Origin of the sequence: Stutzerimonas stutzeri, from assembly GCF_024448935.1 — a bacterium.
In the GTDB taxonomy this organism is placed as follows: domain Bacteria; phylum Pseudomonadota; class Gammaproteobacteria; order Pseudomonadales; family Pseudomonadaceae; genus Stutzerimonas; species Stutzerimonas stutzeri_AO.
The window spans coordinates 38,335-60,288 of record NZ_JAMOIE010000012.1; the positions used below are offsets into that span (position 1 = coordinate 38,335).

The following is a 21,954-nucleotide window of genomic DNA, read 5'->3' on the forward strand; positions in this document are numbered from 1 at the left end:
AGCCCTTGGCGCCGCATTCTCCGTGCAGCGTGTTCGAAGCAGGTCCGCCTTGGCGGTCGAGCACGGGCTGCTGGGTGTTCAGGAGAATGTAATGCCTGAGCTTTACCACTACTTCCAACAGCTGATCAATGGCCTGACCGTTGGCAGCACTTATGCCTTGATAGCCATCGGTTACACGATGGTCTACGGCATCATCGGCATGATCAACTTCGCCCACGGCGAGGTGTACATGATCGGCTCGTATGTCACCTTTATCGCCATCGTCGGGCTGACCATGATGGGGCTCGATTCGCTGCCCATCCTCATGATCGGCGCATTCGCAGCAGCCATGATCGTCACCAGCGCCTATGGCTACAGCATCGAGCGGGTCGCCTATCGACCGCTACGCGGAAGCAACCGGCTGATCCCACTGATCTCCGCGATCGGCATGTCGATCTTCCTGCAGAACGTCGTCCTGCTCGCCCAGGACTCCAAGGACAAGGCGATTCCCAACCTGATGCCCGGCAACTTCATCTTTGGTGAAAGCGCCATGAACGGGGTGGTGATTTCCTACATGCAGGTGCTGATCTTCGTCGTCACCATCATCGCCATGCTGGGCCTGACCCTGTTCATTTCCCGCTCGCGCCTGGGCCGTGCCTGCCGCGCCTGCGCCGAAGACCTGAAAATGGCCAACCTGCTAGGCATCAACACCAACAGCATCATCGCCCTGACCTTCGTCATCGGCGCTGCGCTGGCAGCCGTCGCGGCCGTTCTGATCAGCATGCAATATGGCGTGATCAACCCGCACATCGGCTTCCTCGCCGGTATCAAGGCGTTTACCGCTGCGGTACTCGGCGGTATCGGCAGCATCCCGGGCGCCATGCTGGGCGGCCTGGTATTGGGTGTTGCAGAAGCCTTCGGCGCCGACATTTTCGGTGATCAATACAAGGACGTGGTTGCGTTCAGCCTGCTGGTGCTGGTGTTGCTGTTCCGTCCGACTGGCATTCTCGGCCGTCCGGAGGTTGAAAAGGTATGACTCGCAATCTGCGCACGGCGTTTTTCAGCGCACTGCTGGTATTTGCCGTAGCGGTACCGGTGTTCGGCCTGAAACTCACCACCGTCGGCATTCGCCTCGAAGTCCATGGCAGCGACGCGAATACCTTCTGGATCATCGCCGCCTGCGCCGTGGCCATGTTCTTCTGGCAGCTGTTCCGTCATCACGCCGCCGCCGGCTGGGCCGCGACGCCTGACTTGCCGCGGGTACCGGCCGGAGCAGGGAATTTCCTGACCCTGCCCTCGACCCAGCGCTACATCATCATCGGACTGGTGCTGGTGGCGCTCGCCTGGCCGTTCTTCGGCTCGCGCGGCGCGGTGGACATCGCGACCTTGATCCTGATCTACGTGATGCTGGGTCTTGGCCTGAACATCGTCGTCGGCCTTGCAGGCTTGCTGGATCTCGGTTACGTCGGTTTCTACGCAGTCGGCGCTTATACCTATGCCCTGCTTTCGCACTACTACGGGATCGGGTTCTGGGTGGCGTTGCCGATTGCCGGCGCCATGGCGGCGCTGTTCGGCTTCCTGCTGGGCTTCCCGGTGCTGCGCCTGCGGGGTGACTACCTGGCGATCGTGACCCTGGGTTTCGGCGAGATCATCCGTCTGTTGTTGCGCAACATGACCGATCTCACCGGTGGTCCGAACGGCATCAGCGGCATCGACAAGCCCACACTGTTCGGCCTCTCGTTCGACCGTCGCGCTGCCGAGGGCATGCAGACCTTCCATGAGTTCTTCGGGCTGGAATATCAATCCATCAACAAGGTGATCTTTCTCTACCTGATCGCCGTGCTGCTGGTGCTGCTGACGCTGTTCGTGATCAACCGGCTGCTGCGTATGCCCATTGGCCGTGCCTGGGAAGCCTTGCGCGAGGACGAGATCGCCTGCCGCGCGCTGGGCATGAACCCCACCGTGATCAAGCTCTCAGCCTTTACACTGGGCGCGACCTTCGCCGGTTTCGCCGGCAGCTTCTTCGCTGCCCGTCAGGGCCTGGTGTCGCCGGAGTCGTTCACCTTCATCGAATCAGCCATCATCCTCGCCATCGTCGTGCTCGGCGGCATGGGTTCACAGCTGGGGGTGATACTCGCCGCCGTCGTGATGATCCTGTTGCCCGAGCTGATGCGTGAGTTCAGCGAGTACCGCATGCTGATGTTCGGCGCCTTGATGGTGCTGATGATGATCTGGCGTCCGCAGGGTCTGCTGCCCATGCAACGCCCCTACCTGGAGCTGAAGCGATGAGCCGCCCGATTCTTGAAGTACGCGGCCTGACCATGCGCTTCGGTGGCTTGTTAGCCGTCAACGGGGTGGGCCTGAGCGTACAGGACAAACAAGTGGTTTCGATGATCGGCCCCAACGGCGCCGGCAAGACCACGGTATTCAACTGCCTGACCGGCTTCTACCAGCCTACCGACGGCAAGATCCTGCTCGACGGCGAAGCGATCCAGGGCCTGCCGGGCCACAAGATCGCCCGCAAGGGCGTGGTGCGGACGTTCCAGAACGTCCGCCTGTTCAAGGACATGACCGCAGTGGAAAACCTGCTGGTTGCTCAGCACCGGCACCTGAACACCAACTTCCTGTCCGGCCTGTTGAAGACCAAGGCGTTTCGCAAGAGCGAGCACGAGGCGATGGATTTCGCCGCCCATTGGCTCGAGCAGGTCAACCTCACCGACGTGGCCAACCGCCCGGCCGGCACCCTCGCCTATGGCCAGCAGCGCCGCCTGGAGATCGCCCGTTGCATGATGACGCGCCCGCGCATCCTCATGCTCGACGAGCCGGCAGCCGGCCTGAACCCGCGGGAAACCGAGGACCTCAAGGCGCTGATCGGCATGTTGCGCGACACCCATGACGTCACGGTGCTGCTCATCGAGCACGACATGAAACTGGTCATGAGCATTTCCGACCACATCGTCGTGATCAATCAGGGCTGCCCGTTGGCTGACGGCACGCCGGAGCAGATTCGGGACAATCCGGACGTGATCAAAGCCTATCTGGGGGAGGCGTAACCATGCTGTATTTCGAAAGCGTCTCGACCTTCTACGGCAAGATCCAGGCGCTGCACAACGTCGACGTCGAGGTCCGCAAGGGCGAGATCGTCACCTTGATCGGTGCCAACGGTGCTGGCAAATCGACCTTGCTGATGACGCTGTGCGGTACGCCGCAAGCGTCTTCGGGCAGCATCCGCTTCGAAGGCGATGAGCTGGTCGGCAAACAGACCTGTGACATCATGCGCAAAGACATTGCCGTGGTGCCTGAAGGGCGGCGCATCTTCGCCCGCCTGACCGTGGAGGAAAACCTCGTCATGGGCGGCTTCTTCACCAACCGCACGGACTTTCAGGAGCAGCTGGACAAGGTGCTGCTGTTGTTCCCGCGCCTGAAGGAACGCTTCCAGCAGCGCGGCGGCACCATGTCCGGCGGCGAGCAGCAGATGCTCGCCATCGCCCGGGCATTGATGAGCAAGCCCAAGCTGCTGCTGCTCGACGAACCGTCGCTGGGGCTGGCGCCGATCATCATTCAGCAGATCTTCGAGATCATCGAGCAGCTGCGTGAAGACGGCGTGACCATCTTCCTGGTCGAGCAGAACGCCAACCAGGCGCTCAAGCTGGCCGACCGCGGCTACGTGCTGGAGAATGGGCACATCGTCATGCAGGGCAGCGGCGAAGCGCTGTTGAGCGATCCCAAGGTCCGCGACGCTTACCTGGGCGGTTGATCAGGGAACCGACAAAGCCGGACACCAGCCCGGCTTTTTCATGCCTGGAACAAACCCCTCGCAGCGGTAGTATGGGTGCCCCATCAAGGTCATGACGGGCTCCGCCTGCGCAGTTGCGTATCTGCTCCATTCATGGATGCACTGCCTTGATGGGTTAGCACCCATCCTACGTGATCAAACTCATGGAACCGGGAACGCCACGACAGGTTGCATCCATCCCACGTGGACCTGGCTCATCGAGCGGCAAGCGCTGCGATTGCCCTGTCGTAGGATGGGTGAAACCCATTCAACTCCACGGACGCACCGATCGGCGGGCTCGGACGCTAATCGGCCTCCCCTGGACGGGTCCCGTATGGCGCTCAGGAGCGATGGGTTGCACCCATCCTACGGTTGCACCGCCCAGGTAGATGGGTGCAACCCATCGTCTTCCCTTAGGCAAACGCAGATAAATGCAGAGAGTGACAACCTGCCCGCGAGCCATTATGGTGCTCCACGCGCCTTGGTAGGCGTGCGATTAGGCGCGCCCGATCGAGCGCCCCGACTAGGCGTCCCCGACTAGTAGACGTCCCTGACTAGACGTCTCCCGACCAGCCGTCTCCCGACCAGGCGTCTCCTAGGCGTCTCCCGACTAGGCATCCCTGACTAGTAGGCGTCCCTGACCAGGCGTCTCCCTGGATCAGCAGACAGGGCATAACTGAGCTGGCTACTCTGAACTCAACCCTTCAGGAGAACGCCGGCCATGGCTGCTCATCGAATCTGGATCAAGAATCCCCTCGCCCTGTTCACCGCAAACGACCAGAAAGCCCCCGGCGGGCTGGTGGTCGAGAACGGCCTCATCGTCGAAATGCTCGCTGCCGGGGCCTCGCCCTCGCTGCCGGTGGACGAGACCTTCGACGCCCGCGAGCACGTGGTGCTACCGGGGCTGGTCAACACCCATCACCATTTCTACCAGACCCTCACCCGCGCCTGGGGGCCGGCGGTCAACGAGCCACTGTTCAACTGGCTGCTGACCCTCTACCCGGTCTGGGCGCGGCTCACGCCGCAGGCGTTGCAGCTGGCGAGCAAGGTGGCGCTGGCCGAATTGCTGCTGTCCGGCTGCACCACGGCAGCGGATCACCACTACCTGTTTCCGGGCGGGCTCGAGGATGCCATCGATATCCAGGTCGAGGCCGTTCGCGCGCTGGGCATGCGCGCGATGCTCACCCGCGGTTCGATGAACCTGTCCAAGGAGAACGGTGGCCTCCCGTGCAAGAGCGTGGTGCAGGACGCCGAGACGATTCTTGCCGACAGCGAGCGGCTGATCGACCGCTACCATGAGCGCGGCGACGGTGCGCAGACCCAGATTGCCCTGGCACCCTGTTCGCCGTTCTCGGTCACCACCGAGATCATGCGTGCCTGTGCCGAGATAGCCGAAGCGCGGGACGTGCGCCTGCATACGCACCTGGCCGAGACCCTGGACGAGCAGGAGTTCTGCGCGAAGCGCTTCGGCATGCGCACCGTGGACTATCTGCAGAGCGTCGGCTGGCTCGGCCCGCGGACCTGGCTGGCCCATGGCATCCATTTCAACCAGGTGGAGATTCACCGCCTGGGCGCGGCCGGTGTGGGCATCTGCCATTGCCCAAGCTCCAACATGCGCCTGGCCTCGGGCATCTGCCACACCCTGGAGCTCGAGGACAAGGGCGCCATCATCGGCTTGGGCGTCGACGGTTCGGCCTCCAACGATGCCTCCAACATGATGCTCGAGGCGCGCCAGGCGCTGTTCATCCAGCGCCTGCGCTACGGCGCCGAGAAGATCACCTCGCAGAAGGTTCTCGGCTGGGCGACCCGCGGTTCCGCGCGCCTGCTCGGGCGCAGCGACATCGGCGAGCTGGCGGTCGGCAAGCAGGCCGACCTCGCCCTGTTCAGGCTCGACGAACTGCGCTTCTCCGGCAGCCACGATCCCGTCGCCGCGCTGCTGCTGTGCGCCGCCGACCGAGCCGACCGGGTGATGGTCGGCGGCAAGTGGCGCGTGATCGATGGCCAGATCGAAGGTCTGGACGTAGCCGAACTGATTGCCAACCACAGTCAGGCTGCGCGGGCACTGATCGCAGGCTGAACGATGCCTCCTAACGGGGCGTCGTGCCGCAACAGACCCAGGTTACGGCACGAGCCTCGACCCGCTTGACAACGCGGCGAGTTGCTCACTCGCCGCTCCGCCCACCCCCTTGCGCCCGTCGAGGCGAGCAGCAATCTTGGTGTGGCTGAGCCACACTCAACATATGACAGACAAGCCAAAGCGGCATGCACATTGCTGCGAAAAAGTTCGCTCGTCTCCGCACTGACTTTTGAGTCAGGAATTAGTTGACCGAAAAGTCAGCTAAGGCTAATTTCCACCGCCAGAGCCCAGAAAAACTTTCCGGAGGCAACCGTGATCCAGTTTCTCCTCAATCGTGAGCTGCGCCGCGAGCAGACTCTCGACCCCAACACCACGGTGCTGCAGTACCTGCGCGAATACCGCGGCAAGACGGGCGCCAAGGAAGGCTGTGCCTCCGGCGACTGTGGCGCCTGCACCGTGGTGGTCGGCGAACTCGTCGGTGATCGCCTGCGCTACCGCACCCTCAACTCCTGCCTGACCTTCGTCTCCGCCCTGCACGGCAAGCAACTGATCAGCGTCGAAGACCTCAAGGACCAGGGCCGGCTGCACAGCGTCCAGCAGGCCATGGTCGACTGCCACGGCTCGCAATGCGGCTTCTGCACCCCGGGGTTCGTCATGAGCCTGTTCGCCTTGCAGAAGAACGCCGGCGCGGTCAATGAATACGATCCGCACCAGGCCCACGAAGCCCTGGCCGGCAACCTCTGCCGCTGCACCGGCTACCGGCCGATCCTCGAAGCCGCCGAACAGGCCTGCTGTGCCAAGCAGCCGGACCAGTTCGATGCCCGCGAAGCCGAGACCATCGCCCAGCTCAAGGCCATCGCCCCGCGTGAAATGGCCGAGCTCAGCGACGGCGAAAAGCGTTGCCTGTCGCCGCTGACGGTAGGCGACCTGGCCGACATCTACAGCGCCAACCCGGACGCACGCCTGCTCGCCGGCGGCACCGACCTGGCCTTGGAAGTCACCCAGTTCCATCGCGAACTGCCGGTAATGATCTACGTCGGCCATATCGCCGAGATGAAAAAGGTCGAGGTGACAGCCAGCAGCATCGAGATCGGTGCAGCCGCCCCGCTGACCGACTGTTACGCCGCGCTGGCCGCCGACTACCCGGATTTCGGCGAGCTGCTGCAGCGCTTCGCCTCGCTGCAGATCCGCAACCAGGGCACGCTGGGCGGCAACATCGGCAACGCCTCGCCCATCGGCGACTCGCCGCCGCTGCTGATCGCCCTGGGTGCCGAAATTATCCTGCGCAAGGGCGCCAGCAGCCGCACCCTGCCGCTGGAAGATTACTTCATCGACTACAAGGTCACCGCGCGCCAGCCTGGCGAGTTCATCGAGAAGATCATCGTGCCGCGCGCCTCGCCGGCTCGCCTGTTCCGCGCCTACAAGGTTTCCAAGCGACTGGACGACGACATCTCCGCTGTCTGCGCCGCGTTCGACCTGCAGATCACCGATGGCGTGGTCGCCGATGCCCGCGTCGCCTTTGGCGGCATGGCGGCGATTCCCAAGCGCGCCGCGGCCTGCGAGGCGACCCTGAACGGCGCGCCCTGGAACCAGCAGACCGTGGAAGCGGCCTGCGATGCGCTGGCCGAGGACTTCACGCCGCTGACCGACTTCCGCGCCAGTCGCGAGTATCGCCTGCTGGTCGCACAGAACCTGCTGCGCAAATGCTTCCTCGAACAACACGCACCGAAAACCGAAACGAGGGTGACCGCTTATGTCTAACCACGTAACCACCCGCACCCAGGAAGAAATCGCGGCGCTGTTCACCCAGGATCTGGTCACCGGCGTCGGTCGCAGCGTCAAGCACGACAGCGCGCCCAAGCACGTCTCCGGCGAGGCGGTGTACGTCGACGACCGCCTGGAGTTTCCCAACCAGCTGCATATCTACGCACGCATGAGCGACCGTGCCCACGCCCGCATCGTCCGCATCGACACGGCGCCGTGCTATGAGGTGCCGGGCGTGGCCATCGCCATCACCGCTCAGGATGTACCTGGGCAGCTGGACATTGGCGCCGTACTGCCCGGCGACCCGCTGCTGGCCGACGGCAAGGTCGAGTTCATCGGCCAGCCGGTGATCGCCGTGGCTGCCGACAGCCTGGAAACCGCACGCAAGGCGGCGATGGCCGCGATCATCGAATACGAGGATCTGGAGCCGGTGCTCGACGTGGTCGAGGCGCTGCACAAGAAGCACTTCGTGCTCGACAGCCACACCCACAAGCGCGGCGACTCGGCCACCGCCCTGGCCAGCGCGCCGCGTCGGCTGCAGGGTTCGCTGCACATCGGCGGGCAGGAGCACTTCTACCTAGAGACACAGGTGTCCTCGGTCATGCCCACCGAAGATGGCGGCATGATCGTCTACACCTCGACGCAGAACCCCACCGAGGTGCAGAAGCTGGTGGCTGAAGTGCTCGGCGTTTCGATGAACAAGATCGTCATCGACATGCGCCGCATGGGCGGCGGCTTCGGCGGCAAGGAAACCCAGGCCGCCGGCCCGGCGTGCATGTGCGCAGTGATCGCACACCTCACCGGCCGCCCGACCAAGATGCGCCTGCCGCGCATGGAAGACATGACCATGACCGGCAAGCGTCACCCGTTCTACGTCGAATACGACGTCGGCTTCGATGACGACGGCCTGCTGCACGGTATCGAGATCGATCTGGCCGGTAACTGCGGCTATTCGCCGGACCTCTCCGGCTCGATCGTCGACCGCGCCATGTTCCACTCCGACAACGCCTACTACCTGGGCGACGCCACCATCAACGGCCATCGCTGCAAGACCAACCTCGCCTCGAACACCGCCTACCGCGGCTTCGGTGGCCCACAGGGCATGGTCGCCATCGAGGAGATCATGGATGCCGTGGCCCGCGAGCTGGGCAAGGACCCGCTCGAGGTGCGCAAGCGCAACTACTACGGCAAGACCGAGCGCAACGTCACCCACTATTACCAGACCGTCGAGCACAACATGCTCGAGGAGATGACCGCCGAACTGGAAGCCAGCAGCGACTATGCAAAGCGACGCGAAGCGATCCGCGCGTTCAATGCCGCAAGCCCGATCCTGAAGAAGGGCCTGGCGCTGACGCCGGTGAAGTTCGGCATCAGCTTCACGGCGAGCTTCCTCAACCAGGCCGGCGCACTGGTGCACGTCTACACCGACGGCAGCATCCACCTGAACCACGGTGGCACCGAGATGGGCCAGGGCCTGAACACCAAGGTCGCGCAGGTGGTGGCCGAGGTGTTCCAGGTGGATATCGAGCGCATCCAGATCACCGCCACCAATACCGACAAGGTGCCCAACACTTCGCCGACGGCGGCCTCCAGCGGCACCGACCTCAACGGCAAGGCGGCGCAGAACGCGGCGCAGACCATCAAGCAGCGGCTGGTGGAGTTCGCCACGCGCAAGTGGCAGATCTTCGAGGAAGACGTCGAGTTCAAGAACGGCCAGGTGCGCCTGCGCGACCACTACATCAGCTTCGAGGAGCTGATCCAGCAGGCCTATTTCGGCCAGGTCTCGCTGTCGTCCACCGGCTTCTACCGCACGCCGAAGATCTACTACGACCGCAGCCAGGCGCGCGGGCGGCCGTTCTACTACTTCGCCTATGGCGCTGCCTGCTCGGAAGTGATCGTCGATACCCTGACCGGCGAATACAGGATGCTGCGCAGCGACATCCTGCATGACGTCGGCGCCTCGCTGAACCCGGCCATCGATATCGGCCAGGTCGAAGGCGGCTTCGTCCAGGGCCTGGGCTGGCTGACCATGGAAGAGCTGGTCTGGAACGACAAGGGCAAGCTGATGACCAACGGCCCTGCCAGTTACAAGATCCCGGCGGTGGCGGACATGCCGCTGGATCTGCGCGTGAAGCTGGTGGAGAACCGCAAGAACCCCGAGGACACCGTGTTCCACTCCAAGGCCGTCGGCGAGCCGCCGTTCATGCTCGGCATCTCGGTCTGGTGCGCGATCAAGGACGCCGTCGCCAGCCTGGCCGACTACCGGGCGCAGCCGCAGATCGATGCTCCGGCGACCCCCGAGCGCGTGCTCTGGGGCGTGGAACAGATGCGCAGGTTAAAGCGGACCGCGGCGGGGTCAAGCGCCACGGAAAGCGCACCGGCCTGAAACTCAATGGTGGGCTAAAGCCCACCCTACGAGCCACGCTGCAAACGACCCGTAGGGTGGGCTTCAGCCCACCAAAGCACCATGACCGCAACCCGGATGCGCCGGCGCAACCCCACGCTGTTCCGGCCCCTGGAGAACGAAATGCACAACTGGATCGAAGCACTCGCCGAGCTGCAACACAAAGGCGAACCCTGCGTGCTGGTGACCATCATCGAGGAGCGCGGCTCGACGCCGCGCAATGCCGGCTCGAAGATGGTGGTCAGCCGTGAGCGCCTGTACGACACCATCGGCGGCGGCCATCTGGAATACAAGGCCCAGCAGATCGCCCGCGAAATGCTGGAAAAGCGCAGCCGCGACACCCGCCTCGAGCGCTTCTCCCTCGGCGCCAGCCTCGGCCAGTGCTGCGGTGGCGCCACGGTGCTGCTGTTCGAGCCCATGGGCCAGCCGCAGGCGCATATCGCCGTGTTCGGTGCCGGGCATGTCGGGCGCGCGCTGGTGCCGCTGCTGGCCAGCCTGCCGTGCAAGGTGCGCTGGATCGATTCGCGTGAAAACGAATTCCCCGCCGAGATTCCGCGAGGCGTGGAAAAGGTGGTCAACGACGATGCGGTCGAGGAGGTGGATAACATGCCCGCCGGCAGCTACTTCATCGTCATGACCCACAATCATCAGCTCGACCTGGAACTGACCGCCGCGATCCTCTCGCGCAACGATTTCACCTACTACGGGCTGATCGGCTCGAAGAGCAAACGCGCCCGGTTCGAACACCGCCTGCGGGACCGCGGCTTCCAGGCCGAAACGGTGCAGCGCATGCGCTGCCCGATGGGCATCGCCGAGGTGAAGGGCAAGCTGCCGGTGGAGATCGCCGTGTCCATCGCCGGCGAGGTGATCGCCACCTACAACGCGCATTTCGGTGAAAAGGGCGGTGAAAAAACTGCGGATGGTGAAAAGCCGGTGCCGATGCTGGTTCCGGCATCAAGGCGGTCGCGCATGGGCTGATATCGGAAGGCGGCACAGCTCGCAGCGTAAGCGCGCGATTGCCCACGAATGAGCTCAACGAGACAGGATCGCCAGCAAGCTGGCTCCTACGAATAGAACCGAAAGCCTCTGGGATGATTCCGGGCCGATGCCACAGCTCGCAGCGTAAGCGCGCGATTGCCTACGAATGAGCTCAACGCGACAGGATCGCCAGCAAGCTGGCTCCTACGAATAGAACCCAATCCTTTGGAATTACCCGTTGATTCCGGGCCGGAACACTTACACCACGATTTTGAGAACCACCATGTCCCAAGCCAAAGCCTACCGTGCCGCCCTGCTCCACTGCCTCGCCGACCCGCGCGAAGGGGGCATCGAGCAATCCCATGAATACTTCGAGGACGGCCTGCTGGTGGTCGAAGACGGCAAGATCGCGCGCATCGGCCACGCTGCCGAGCTGCTACCGACGCTGGCAGCGGGCACCGAAGTCATCGAATACCCGGACGCGCTGATCACCCCAGGCTTCATCGATACCCATATCCACTACCCGCAGGTCGGCGTAATCGGCTCCTACGGCGCGCAGTTGCTGGATTGGCTGGAAACCTACACCTTCCCTAACGAGGGCCGCTTCAGCGACATGGCCCACGCCCGCGAGCAGGCCGAGCTGTTTCTCGGCGAGCTGCTGCGCAACGGTACGACCACCGCGCTGGTGTTCGGCACGGTGCACAAGCAATCGGTGGACGCCTTCTTCGAGGCCTGCGAGAAGCGCAATCTGCGCATGATCGCCGGCAAGGTGCTGATGGACCGCAATGCGCCGGATTTCCTCACCGACACCGCCGAATCAGGCTATGCCGACAGCAAGGAGTTGATCGAGCGCTGGCACGGCAAGGGTCGCCTGCATTACGCCGTCACCCCGCGTTTCGCCCCGACCAGCACGCCGGAGCAGCTGACCCTGGCCGGCAAGCTGTTCGCCGAATTTACTGACCTGTACATGCACACCCACATCTCCGAGAACAGGCAGGAGGTCGAATGGGTCAAGGAGCTGTTCCCCGCGCGCAAGGGCTATCTGGACGTCTACGACCACCACGGCCTGATCGGCCCGCGCGCGGTGTTCGCCCATGGCATCCACCTGTGCGACGACGAATGCAAGCGCCTCGGCGAGACCGGTTCGGCGGTATCGTTCTGCCCCACCTCCAACCTGTTCCTCGGCAGCGGGCTGTTCGACCTGGCCAAGGTCGAAGGCTTTGGCGTACGCGTCGGCCTGGGCACCGACGTCGGCGGCGGCACCAGCTTCTCGCAGCTCGCCAGCCTCAACGAGGCGTACAAGGTGTTGCAGTTGCAGGGCCAGAAGCTCGATGCGTTCAAGGCGCTCTATCTCGCCACCCTTGGCGGCGCGCGGGCGCTGTATCTGGACGACCGGATCGGCAACCTGCAACCGGGCAAGGAGGCCGACTTCGCCGTGCTCGACTACAAGGCGACGCCGCTGATCGACTACCGCCTGAGCCAGGCCACAACGCTGCAGGAAAAGCTCTTCGCCCTGATGATCCTTGGCGACGATCGCGCGGTGAAGGAAACCTTCGCCGCCGGGGTTTCAGTACATAAAAGGGAAAGCCGATAAAAATCGATAAAAGCGCTGGAGGCTGGACGAAAAAGCTGCTTTTGCGTCCCGCCTCAAGCCTCCAGCGTTTTTATCAGCCTTCCGCTTTCCGTCCCAGCCCTCAGCCTCAAGCGCTTTTATCGGCTTTCCGTTTTTTAGCTACGATGTTCGCGAAGACCGCATGCAGGTCACCCGAGGCGCTGTCTTCATCGAGGTTGAGCTTGCTGTCGATGTGGTCCAGGTGGTGCATCATCAGGCGCACCGCCTTGTCGCTGTCGCGGGCAGCGATGGCGTCGATCAGTTCATTGTGTTCGTCGTACGAGCAGTGCGCGCGATTGCCGCTTTCGTACTGGGCGATGATCAGCGAGGTCTGCGAAACCAGGCTGCGCTGAAAGCTCACCAGCGGTGCGTTGTTCGCCGCCTCGGCCAGCTTGAGGTGAAATTCGCCGGACAGGCGGATGCCCGCCCCGCGATCGCCTCGGTCGAAGCAATCATGCTCATCGCTCACCATCTGCCGCAACTCGGCGAGTTGCGCGTCGCTGACGTGCTGCACGGCCAGTTCGGTGATGGCGCGCTCCACCAGGCGGCGGGCGAAGAAGATCTGCCGCGCCTCGTCGACGCTCGGGCTGGCCACCACCGCGCCGCGATTGGGCCGCAGCAGTACCACCCCCTCATGCGCCAGACGCGACAGCGCGCGACGGATGACGGTGCGGCTGACGCCGAATATCTCGCCTAGCGCCTCTTCGCTGAGCTTGGTCCCCGGCGCCAGACGTTGCTCGAGGATGGCATCGAAGATGTGCGCATAAACGATATCGTCCTGCGTCCCGGTGCGAGTCTTGCCGGTTTTGTTCGGCTTCTTCAGGGGTTGCAACTGTTCGTTCATCGATGGCTCGCAAATGAGGTCGGCAAGGCCGAACTTTACGGGGTTCGCGCCGCTACTGGCAGTTCGCTGACAAATTACTCTACTGACACCGTTAACCTTGTGCACAATACACAGCGCCACGATTTCGCCTTCCGAATCTTTCAACGCACAGAGGCCACGCGCACTCCGCGAGACCACCGATTTGCTGTGCAACTCTTGTATACAAACGCATGAGCCGGAAAGCCGTTCTGAACCCAAAGAAAACCGCCATTAAAGGCGGGCCGGGGACTCAGGGAGCCAGGTTCGCGCATGGGCGCGGTGCGGCCGCGCCCCTACGAGGCGCGGCCGGCGACCTCAGCTACCCCGATACGTCGAATAGCTATACGGCGATACCAATAACGGCACGTGGTATTGCTCCTGCGCCGAATCGATCCCGAAGCGCAGCACCACCACATCGAGAAACGCAGGGTCCGCCAGGACCACACCGCGGCGGCGGTAGTAGTCGCCGGCACTGAACTGCAGCTGATAGACGCCGGACAGGTAATCCGCACCTTCCAGCAGCGGACTGTCGCAGCGCCCGTCGGCATTGGTCTCTCGGGTTGCGACCGGGGTCAGCGCCTGACCCTCGACGCGATACAGCTCCACCTTGATTCCGCTGCCCGGGCAACCGTGGGCGGCGTCGAGTACGTGTGTGGTCAATCGGCCCACGGGCACCTCCGCTCTGCTGAATGAAAACTGCCCCGAGCATAACCATCCAGCCCACATCGCTCAAGACAATCTGCAGATATTTTTGTATACAATTTTCCAGGCATCGTTTGGCCCGTTACCTGCAAGCCACAGAAGGGCTTGAGCGTGGCCGATCGCGACACGGCAGAGAACAGCTATAGCGAAAGGATGAAATTTGCTATTTACAAAGCCTCAAAAAATTTGTATACAATCCAGCCGTCCGGTCGTGCCATGACGACCCGCCATACAGGAAGCACCCCGTGAGCGCCGACTACCCACGCGACCTGATCGGTTACGCCAGCAACCCACCGCACCCGCGCTGGCCGGGCGATGCGCGTATCGCGTTGTCCTTCGTGCTGAATTACGAGGAAGGCGGCGAACGCTGCGTGCTGCACGGCGACAAGGAATCCGAAGCCTTCCTCTCCGAGATGGTCGCCGCGCAGCCGCTGCAAGGCGTGCGCCACATGAGCATGGAATCGCTCTACGAATACGGCAGTCGCGCCGGCGTCTGGCGCCTGCTCAAGCTGTTCGACAAGCACGACATCCCGCTGACCATCTTCGCCGTGGCCATGGCTGCCGAGCGTCATCCCGAGCTGATCAAGGCGATGGCTGGCGCCGGACACGAAATCTGCAGCCACGGCTACCGCTGGATCGACTATCAGTACATGGACGAGGCGCAGGAGCGCGAGCACATGCAGCAAGCCATCCGCATTCTCGGCGAGATCACCGGTGAACGCCCGCTCGGCTGGTACACCGGCCGCACCGGCCCGAACACCCGGCGCCTGGTACGCGAGGAAGGCGGCTTTCTCTACGACTCCGACAGCTACGACGACGACCTGCCCTACTGGGACCCCGCGTCGACGCCGGACAAGCCGCATCTGCTGATCCCCTACACGCTGGACACCAACGACATGCGCTTCACCCAGGCGCAGGGCTTCAACAGCGGCGACGATTTCTTCACCTACCTGAAGGATGCCTTCGACGTGCTCTACGCCGAAGGCTGCGAAGGCGCGCCGAAGATGTTGTCCATCGGCATGCACTGCCGGCTGCTCGGACGCCCGGCGCGCCTGGCGTCGCTGGCCCGCTTCATCGAATACGTGAAGGGCCACGAGAAGGTCTGGTACGCCCGGCGTGTCGACATCGCCCGCCACTGGCACGCCACCCACCCTTTTATCGCGGAGCGCAACTGATGACCCCGTTCAAGACGATCAAACCCTCGACGCTGGATCGTGACGCCTTCGTCGCCGCCTTTGCCGACGTCTACGAGCACTCGCCCTGGGTGGCTGACACCGTCTACCAGGCGGGCGTCGACGCGACGCTGGACGACGTCGAGGTGCTGCACACCCGCCTGTCCCAGGCGATGCTCGCCGCCGACCGCGACACTCAGCTGGCACTGGTCAACGCCCACCCGGACCTGGCCGGCAAGGCCGCCGTGCGTGGCGAGCTGACCGCCTCCAGCACCTCGGAACAGGCCGGCGCCGGCATCCATGAATGCACGCCGGAGGAGTTCGCCCGCTTCAGCGAACTCAACGAGGCCTACAAGGCCAGGTTCGGCTTCCCCTTCATCATGGCGGTCAAGGGCAGCAACCGGCATCAGATCCTCGCCGCGCTCGAAGAACGCATGCACAACAGTCCCGAACAGGAATTCGCCCGGGCGCTGGCGGAAATCAACACGATCGCCCTGTTCCGCCTGCAGGCGATGTAGCGCGCACCAGCCGCAACAAAGGCAGCAATGACAGCAACCGCTTCTCATCCAAGGCAGACGAGTCCATGAAAGCTTATGCCGTACCCTTCGAAAAATACGTCAACCTGGCCGATGCCCGCCTGGGCACCCGTGCCCTCTCCGTCACCGACGATTGGTTCGCCGACGTCAACCGGTTGTTCCAGCCGACACCGGCCGTATGGAAGGAGGGTGTGTTCGATGACAACGGCAAGTGGATGGACGGCTGGGAGTCGCGCCGCAAGCGCTTCGAAGGTTACGACCATGCGCTGATCCGCCTGGGCGTGCCGGGTCAGATCAAGGGCGTGGACATCGACACCAGCCACTTCACCGGCAACTACCCGCCGTCCGCCTCGCTGGAAGCCTGCTTCATCGCTGACGGCGACCCGAGCGACGACACCGTGTGGACGGAAATTCTCCCGGCCGTCGAGCTGCAGGGCAACAGCCACCACTACCATGCGATCGCCTTCGGCCAGCCGGTCAGCCACCTGCGCTTCAACATCTACCCGGACGGCGGCGTGGCGCGCCTGCGCGTGCACGGCATTCCGTTCCGCGACTGGGGCCGCGTCGGCGACAACCAACAGATCGACCTGGCGGCGGCGCTGAATGGCGGTCGCGCCCTGGCCTGCTCGGACGAACACTTCGGCCGCATGAGCAACATCCTCAACCCGAACCGCGGCGAGAACATGGGCGACGGCTGGGAAACCGCCCGCCGCCGCACGCCCGGCAACGACTGGGTGATCGTCGCCCTCGGCCATCCGGGCGAGATCGAGCGCATCGTCGTCGATACCCTGCACTTCAAGGGCAACTACCCGGACAGCTGCTCGATCCAGGCGGCGTACGTCAAAGGCGGCACCGACAGCCAGATCGAGACCCAGAGCCTGTTCTGGCGCGAGCTGCTGCCGAGCCAGAAGCTGTCGATGCACGCCGAACACGCGTTCAGCGAGCAGATCGCCAAGCTCGGCCCGATCACCCACGTGCGCCTGAACATCTTCCCCGATGGCGGTGTCAGCCGGCTGCGGTTGTTCGGCAAGGTGAGCAAGTAAGTACAACCAGCCCTATACAACACTCCGATTATCAGCGAGTCACCATGCGCACACTGACCATCGAACCGTTGACCAAGGAAGCCTTCGCCCCGTTCGGCGACGTCATCGAGACCGAAGGCAGCGAGTTCTTCATGATCAACAGCGGCTCGACCCGCCGCTACCACAAGCTGGCCACGGTGGAGACGGCTCTGCCGGAGGATCAGGCGATCATCAGCATCTTTGTCGCCGAGGCGCTGGACAGGCCGCTGGTCATCCGCATGCTCGAACGTCACCCGTTGGGCAGCCAGGCGTTCATACCGCTGCTCGGCAACCCCTTTCTGGTGGTGGTCGCGCCACTTGGCGATGCCCCTGTACCGGACCACGTCCGCGCCTTCCGCAGCAACGGCAGGCAGGGCGTCAATTACCAGCGCGGCGTCTGGCACCACCCGGTGCTGACGATCGAAGAGCGGGATGAATGGCTGGTGGTCGACCGCAGCGGTTCTGGCAACAACTGCGACGAGTACTTTTTCACGGAGGCTCAGCAACTCCTCCTCGACCTCCAACGGGAATCGACATGACCGCTACTGCGCTGGCTCATTCGGCGTTGCCTTGCCTGCGTTGGCGACGCGCTCAAGCCGATTTCAACAAGAAGAAATACGGTCGCCTGCAGGCCGCAAGAGGTGCATGACAAATGGACGCCCATCTGACCGAATGGCTGAACCTGACTATTCGCTGGATTCACATGATCGTTGGCGTCGCCTGGATCGGTGCTTCCTTCTATTTCGTCTGGCTGGAGAACAACCTCAACCGCGCCAACCCGCGTGAGGGCCTGTCAGGCGATCTCTGGGCCATCCACGGTGGCGGTATCTACCACCTGGAGAAATACAAGCTGGCGCCGCCGCAGATGCCGGAAAGCCTGCACTGGTTCAAGTGGGAGGCCTACACCACCTGGCTGTCCGGCGTGGCGCTGCTGATGGTGGTCTACTACCTCAACCCCAGCCTGTACCTGATCGCAGCAGGCAGCGAGCTGTCCCCTGCGGCGGCCATCGCCATCGGCTTCGGCTCGCTGATCGTCGGCTGGTTCGTCTATGACCTGCTCTGCGACTCGCCGCTGGGCAACAAGCCCGCGCTGCTCGGCCTGGTGCTGTTCATCCTGGTAATCTTCGCTGCCTGGGCCTATTCGCAGATGTTCAGCGGCCGCGCGGCCTACATCCATACCGGCGCGCTGATCGGCACCATCATGGTCGGCAACGTGTTGCGCATCATCATGCCGGCCCAGCGGGCGCTGGTCGCCGCCATCGAACAGAACCGCACGCCGGATCCGGTGCTGCCGGCCAAGGGTCTGCTGCGTTCGCGGCACAACAACTATTTCACCCTGCCGGTGCTGTTCATCATGATCAGCAACCATTTTCCGAGCAGCTACGGCAGCCCGTACAACTGGCTGATCCTGGCCGGGATCTCGGTGCTCGCGGTGCTGGTGCGGCACTACTTCAACACCCGCCATGACAGCAGCCGCTTCGCCTGGACGCTGCCGGCTGCGGCAGTCGGCATGATCTGTCTGGCGTTCGTCACCGCGCCCAACCGTCAGGGTGGCGTACCCAACGCCGTGCCGACCAGCCCGCGCGAGCAGAGCATTGAGGCGCAACAGGCCGCTGCAGCAACGCCGGCCGAGCAAGCCGGCAACAGCGAGTTCGCCCAAGTCCATCGCATCATCAACGAGCGCTGCAGCGTTTGCCACGCCGCTCGGCCGAGCAGCCCGCTGTTCAGCGCAGCGCCCGCCGGGGTGATGTTCGATACGCCGCAGCAGATACAACAGCAGGCCGCGAAGATTCATGCGCAGGCCGTCGCGAGCCAGATCATGCCGCTGGGCAACATGACCAACATGACCCAGGAGGAGCGCGACCTGCTCGGCGCCTGGATTGACAAGGGCGCACCGATCGACTGATCAGCGCCACCAGCCGCGCCCCGGGCGCGGCTTTTTTCACCTGTTCGACGCTCAAGCCACGCAGCACGAGGCGAGGCCTCAGTTCAACCCGAGATCAAACCCGGCGGACGGCGGAGCCGAGCGCCAGGCATTGGCCGGCGCCGCGCACCACTGACGGCAGCGCGCCAAGAAACAAACAGGCCCGCCATGTGCGGGCTTTGTTTTTCCTGCCTTGTTTTTCTCACTCGACACCCGAGACTCGACAAGCGTCACACCCCCGTTAAAATGCCCCGCCGTCACCCCGCCCGCGCCAACCGAGAAGGACTGATCGATGATCGAAGCAACCTGGATCGCCTTCGCGTTCACCCTGGGCCTGACGGCACGTTCGGTCGGGTTACCCCCATTGATCGGCTACCTGGGCGCGGGCTTTGCCCTGGCCGCATTCGGCGGACATTTCGGGGTCGGCCCGACCGACAGTGTGATTCTCGAACACCTGGCGCACCTGGGTGTGTTGCTGCTGCTGTTCACCGTCGGGCTCAAGCTCAAACTGAGCAATCTGGTACGGCGCGAGGTGATCGGCGGCAGCTTGCTGCATTTCGGCATTTCCAGCCTGATGGTGTTACCGGCGATCCTGGTGTTTCTCGATACCAGCTGGCGCGAGAGTCTGCTGCTGGCGATCGCATTGTCGTTCTCCAGCACCGTGCTGGCGGCCAAGGTACTGGAAGGCAAGCGCGAGCTGCGCGCCTTTCACGGCCGAGTCGCCATTGGCGTACTGATCATTCAGGACCTGATCGCCCTGGTGGTGATGAGCATCGCCAGCGGCAAGGTTCCTTCGGCTTGGGCGCTGCTGGTGTTCGGCCTTCCGCTGCTGCGCCCGTTGCTATTTCGCCTGCTCGATCACAGTGGCCACGAGGAGCTGATGGTGCTGCTGGGGCTGATGCTGGCGCTGGTCGCAGGCGGTCTCGGCTTCGAATATGTGGGCCTCAGTTCGGAACTGGGCGCACTGGCCTTTGGTGCAATGCTGGCCAAGCACAAGCGCGCCACTGAGCTTTCCAATTCACTGTGGGCGATCAAGGAAGTCTTTCTGGTCGGCTTTTTCCTGCAGATCGGCATCGGTGGGTTGCCAGGCATGGACGCCATGCTCTTTGCCGGCGCGGCGGCGTTGCTACTGCCACTCAAAGGTGCGCTGTTCTTCTTCCTGTTCCTGCTGTTCCGCCTGCGCGCGCGCAGTGCGTTTCTCAGCGCCTCGAGCCTGACCAACTACAGCGAATTCGGCCTGATCGTTGCCAGTGTGGTACTCCCGCAATGGCTCACCCCGCTGGCCATCACCGTGGCCCTGTCGTTCGTCATTTCCGCTCAGCTCAACCGTATCTCCCACCCGCTCTATGACCGCTTTGCCAGACGACTGATCCCTCTGGAGCGCAACACACGCCACCCTGACGAGCAGCCGGTGTCGCTGGGTGACGCGCAGATCCTGATCATGGGTATGGGCCGAACCGGACGTGCAGCCTACGATCACCTGCAGAATCAGGGCTGGCGCCTGATCAGCCTCGATTCGGACCCGGTAACCGTGGAAAAGAGCAGTGAGAAAGGCCGCCACGTACTGTTCGCTGACGCCGAAGACCAGATGTTCTGGGAGAGCCTGGAGATGAACCAAGTCGAGGCGGTGATCCTGGCGATGAACGATGCCGAAGCCAAGATCATCTCCACGCGCAAACTGCGCGGCAAAGGGTTCGACGGGCTGATCGTCTCCCACGCGATGTACGAAGACATTGCCCAGCGGATTGAGGAGGCCGGCGCGGATCGCACCTACCTGACCATGAGCGAAGCCGGCGCCGGCCTGGCCGAGAATGTCTCCCTCGAATTGCAAGCCAACCGCTGACCGCTGCAGCGCCATACCTGGCGGGCTCTCGAGGCTCGCCCGCCATAATCGTGCGCAATTTTCAAATTTATTGTTTCAACAGCTGTTCGCAGATTGTGGTAGTCGAGTCCAACCTGACCGGTCGAACAGCTTTTCGACGATCGCTGGCGGCGACGGCGCTGAGAAACCGCTGGCGACCTGACCGCGGCTTTTAACGTACACAGGCTTGAAGCCAATGCGTATACATAATGGATGTTTGGCAGCAGCTGTCTACTGGTCAAAGCCACCGAGACTTGATGACCGTTTGCCGGCCGGCGCAGAAGCAGCTCGATCGAGCGCCGAGGACCGGCGCTCTTGACCTGCGAGCGCCAAACGACCGCTAAAGACGTGACTTGGCGGAAGGCATACGCTCGCTGTCTTCCGTCCAGGTTCCGCTCGCATCAAGGTTGCCGTCCTGCCTTGAGACCGTTCGGAAGCCGGTGCTAGGATGCGGCGGCAGGCCACCAGGCTGGGTGGTCATGAATCGAACAGGCCCTATGTCCAGTATCCGCGAACGCAACAAAGAACTGATCCTTCGTGCTGCCAGCGAAGAATTCGCCGAGAAGGGCTTCGCCGCCAGCAAAACCAGCGACATCGCCGACCGCGCCGGGCTGCCCAAGCCCAACGTCTACTACTATTTCAAAAGCAAGGAAAACCTCTATCGCGAGGTACTGGACAGTATCGTCGAGCCCTTGCTACAGGCATCTGCTCCGTTCAATCAGCCCGGCGAACCGGCAGACGTGTTACGCGCCTACATCCGCACCAAGATTCGCATATCCAGGGAACATGCTTGCGCCTCCAAGGTATTTGCCAGCGAGATCATGCATGGCGCGCCACATCTGCCAGCCGAGCGTGCCGCGCAGCTCAATGCCCAAGCCAGCCATAATGTGGCGCGCATCCGGGGCTGGATTGAAAAGGGACTGATGGCGCCGGTCGACCCTCATCATCTGATGTTCAGCATCTGGGCGGCGACCCAGACCTATGCCGATTTCGACTGGCAGATTTCCACCGTAACGGGCAAGGCCGCACTCGATGATGCCGATTACGAAGCGGCTGCCGAAACGATCATTCGTATGGTCATCAAGGGTTGCGAGGTCAAGGAAGAGCCGGCGATCACCTGAGCCGACATGGACCAGCCGATATGGCTCCAGCCTGTCTAGAATCGTACTTTGGAGCATGCTGTGCAGGGCAGGAACGGTCGACGGAAGGTGCTCCATGCGAGCCATCGTTCTGATCACGTTTTGCCT

General features: G+C 63.2%; 18 protein-coding genes. 16 read left to right on the top strand and 2 right to left on the bottom strand.

The features are described 5' to 3' along the window. Window positions 1–91: 91 nt before the first annotated feature. From livH to guaD, 9 genes are all read left to right on the top strand, one after another. A complete protein-coding gene (livH, locus tag NA637_RS05535; protein WP_256071330.1) occupies window positions 92–1,015 on the top strand; it encodes a high-affinity branched-chain amino acid ABC transporter permease LivH in 924 nt (307 codons plus the stop codon). Beyond that, complete coding sequence (locus NA637_RS05540; protein ID WP_256071331.1) at window positions 1,012–2,268, top strand: high-affinity branched-chain amino acid ABC transporter permease LivM; 1,257 nt, start codon at window positions 1,012–1,014, stop codon at window positions 2,266–2,268. The genes livH and NA637_RS05540 overlap by 4 nt, the downstream gene beginning before the upstream one ends. Next, window positions 2,265–3,032, top strand: a complete 768-nt coding sequence (gene livG, locus NA637_RS05545) for a high-affinity branched-chain amino acid ABC transporter ATP-binding protein LivG (protein WP_256071332.1) — start codon at window positions 2,265–2,267, stop codon at window positions 3,030–3,032. The genes NA637_RS05540 and livG overlap by 4 nt, the downstream gene beginning before the upstream one ends. 2 nt (window positions 3,033–3,034) lie before the next feature. Further along, window positions 3,035–3,736 carry an ABC transporter ATP-binding protein gene (locus tag NA637_RS05550; RefSeq protein WP_256071333.1) on the top strand — a complete coding sequence of 234 codons (702 nt, stop codon included), beginning with the start codon at window positions 3,035–3,037 and terminating at the stop codon, window positions 3,734–3,736. 739 nt (window positions 3,737–4,475) lie between these two features. Further along, complete coding sequence (locus tag NA637_RS05555) at window positions 4,476–5,831, top strand: 8-oxoguanine deaminase (protein WP_256071334.1); 1,356 nt, start codon at window positions 4,476–4,478, stop codon at window positions 5,829–5,831. A gap of 312 nt (window positions 5,832–6,143) precedes the next feature. After that, window positions 6,144–7,592, top strand: coding sequence for a xanthine dehydrogenase small subunit (gene xdhA / locus NA637_RS05560; RefSeq protein WP_256071335.1), 1,449 nt, complete (start codon window positions 6,144–6,146; stop codon window positions 7,590–7,592). Then, window positions 7,585–9,981 carry a xanthine dehydrogenase molybdopterin binding subunit gene (xdhB, locus tag NA637_RS05565; protein ID WP_256071336.1) on the top strand — a complete coding sequence of 799 codons (2,397 nt, stop codon included), beginning with the start codon at window positions 7,585–7,587 and terminating at the stop codon, window positions 9,979–9,981. The genes xdhA and xdhB overlap by 8 nt, the downstream gene beginning before the upstream one ends. A gap of 141 nt (window positions 9,982–10,122) precedes the next feature. Then, window positions 10,123–10,977 carry a xanthine dehydrogenase accessory protein XdhC gene (xdhC, locus tag NA637_RS05570; protein ID WP_256071361.1) on the top strand — a complete coding sequence of 285 codons (855 nt, stop codon included), beginning with the start codon at window positions 10,123–10,125 and terminating at the stop codon, window positions 10,975–10,977. Between the two features lie 283 nt (window positions 10,978–11,260). Continuing rightward, window positions 11,261–12,571 (top strand): guanine deaminase, encoded by a 1,311-nt coding sequence (gene guaD / locus NA637_RS05575; protein WP_256071337.1) that lies wholly within the window; start codon window positions 11,261–11,263, stop codon window positions 12,569–12,571. Window positions 12,572–12,677: 106 nt separating this feature from the next. On the opposite strand, the gene NA637_RS05580 is transcribed toward guaD, so the two are convergent. Together NA637_RS05580 and uraH are read right to left on the bottom strand one after the other, a co-directional pair. Continuing rightward, window positions 12,678–13,433 carry a GntR family transcriptional regulator gene (locus NA637_RS05580; protein ID WP_256071338.1) on the bottom strand — a complete coding sequence of 252 codons (756 nt, stop codon included), beginning with the start codon at window positions 13,431–13,433 and terminating at the stop codon, window positions 12,678–12,680. Window positions 13,434–13,766: 333 nt separating this feature from the next. After that, a complete protein-coding gene (gene uraH, locus NA637_RS05585; protein ID WP_256071339.1) occupies window positions 13,767–14,120 on the bottom strand; it encodes a hydroxyisourate hydrolase in 354 nt (117 codons plus the stop codon). 278 nt (window positions 14,121–14,398) lie between these two features. On the opposite strand from uraH, the gene puuE reads away from it, so the two are divergent. The 7 genes from puuE to NA637_RS05620 all read left to right on the top strand — a co-directional run bounded on the left by puuE (window position 14,399) and on the right by NA637_RS05620 (window position 21,828). Further along, complete coding sequence (gene puuE / locus NA637_RS05590) at window positions 14,399–15,328, top strand: allantoinase PuuE (protein WP_256071340.1); 930 nt, start codon at window positions 14,399–14,401, stop codon at window positions 15,326–15,328. Beyond that, complete coding sequence (gene uraD / locus NA637_RS05595; protein ID WP_256071341.1) at window positions 15,328–15,843, top strand: 2-oxo-4-hydroxy-4-carboxy-5-ureidoimidazoline decarboxylase; 516 nt, start codon at window positions 15,328–15,330, stop codon at window positions 15,841–15,843. The genes puuE and uraD overlap by 1 nt, the downstream gene beginning before the upstream one ends. A 65-nt stretch (window positions 15,844–15,908) precedes the next feature. After that, a complete protein-coding gene (gene alc, locus NA637_RS05600) occupies window positions 15,909–16,904 on the top strand; it encodes an allantoicase (RefSeq protein WP_256071342.1) in 996 nt (331 codons plus the stop codon). A 44-nt stretch (window positions 16,905–16,948) separates the two neighbouring features. After that, window positions 16,949–17,461, top strand: coding sequence for an ureidoglycolate lyase (locus NA637_RS05605; RefSeq protein ID WP_256071343.1), 513 nt, complete (start codon window positions 16,949–16,951; stop codon window positions 17,459–17,461). A gap of 113 nt (window positions 17,462–17,574) precedes the next feature. Then, window positions 17,575–18,828 (top strand): urate hydroxylase PuuD, encoded by a 1,254-nt coding sequence (locus NA637_RS05610; RefSeq protein ID WP_256071344.1) that lies wholly within the window; start codon window positions 17,575–17,577, stop codon window positions 18,826–18,828. A 310-nt stretch (window positions 18,829–19,138) separates the two neighbouring features. Beyond that, complete coding sequence (locus tag NA637_RS05615) at window positions 19,139–20,689, top strand: cation:proton antiporter family protein (RefSeq protein WP_256071345.1); 1,551 nt, start codon at window positions 19,139–19,141, stop codon at window positions 20,687–20,689. 515 nt (window positions 20,690–21,204) lie between these two features. After that, window positions 21,205–21,828 (top strand): TetR/AcrR family transcriptional regulator, encoded by a 624-nt coding sequence (locus tag NA637_RS05620; RefSeq protein WP_256071346.1) that lies wholly within the window; start codon window positions 21,205–21,207, stop codon window positions 21,826–21,828. Window positions 21,829–21,954: the final 126 nt, after the last annotated feature.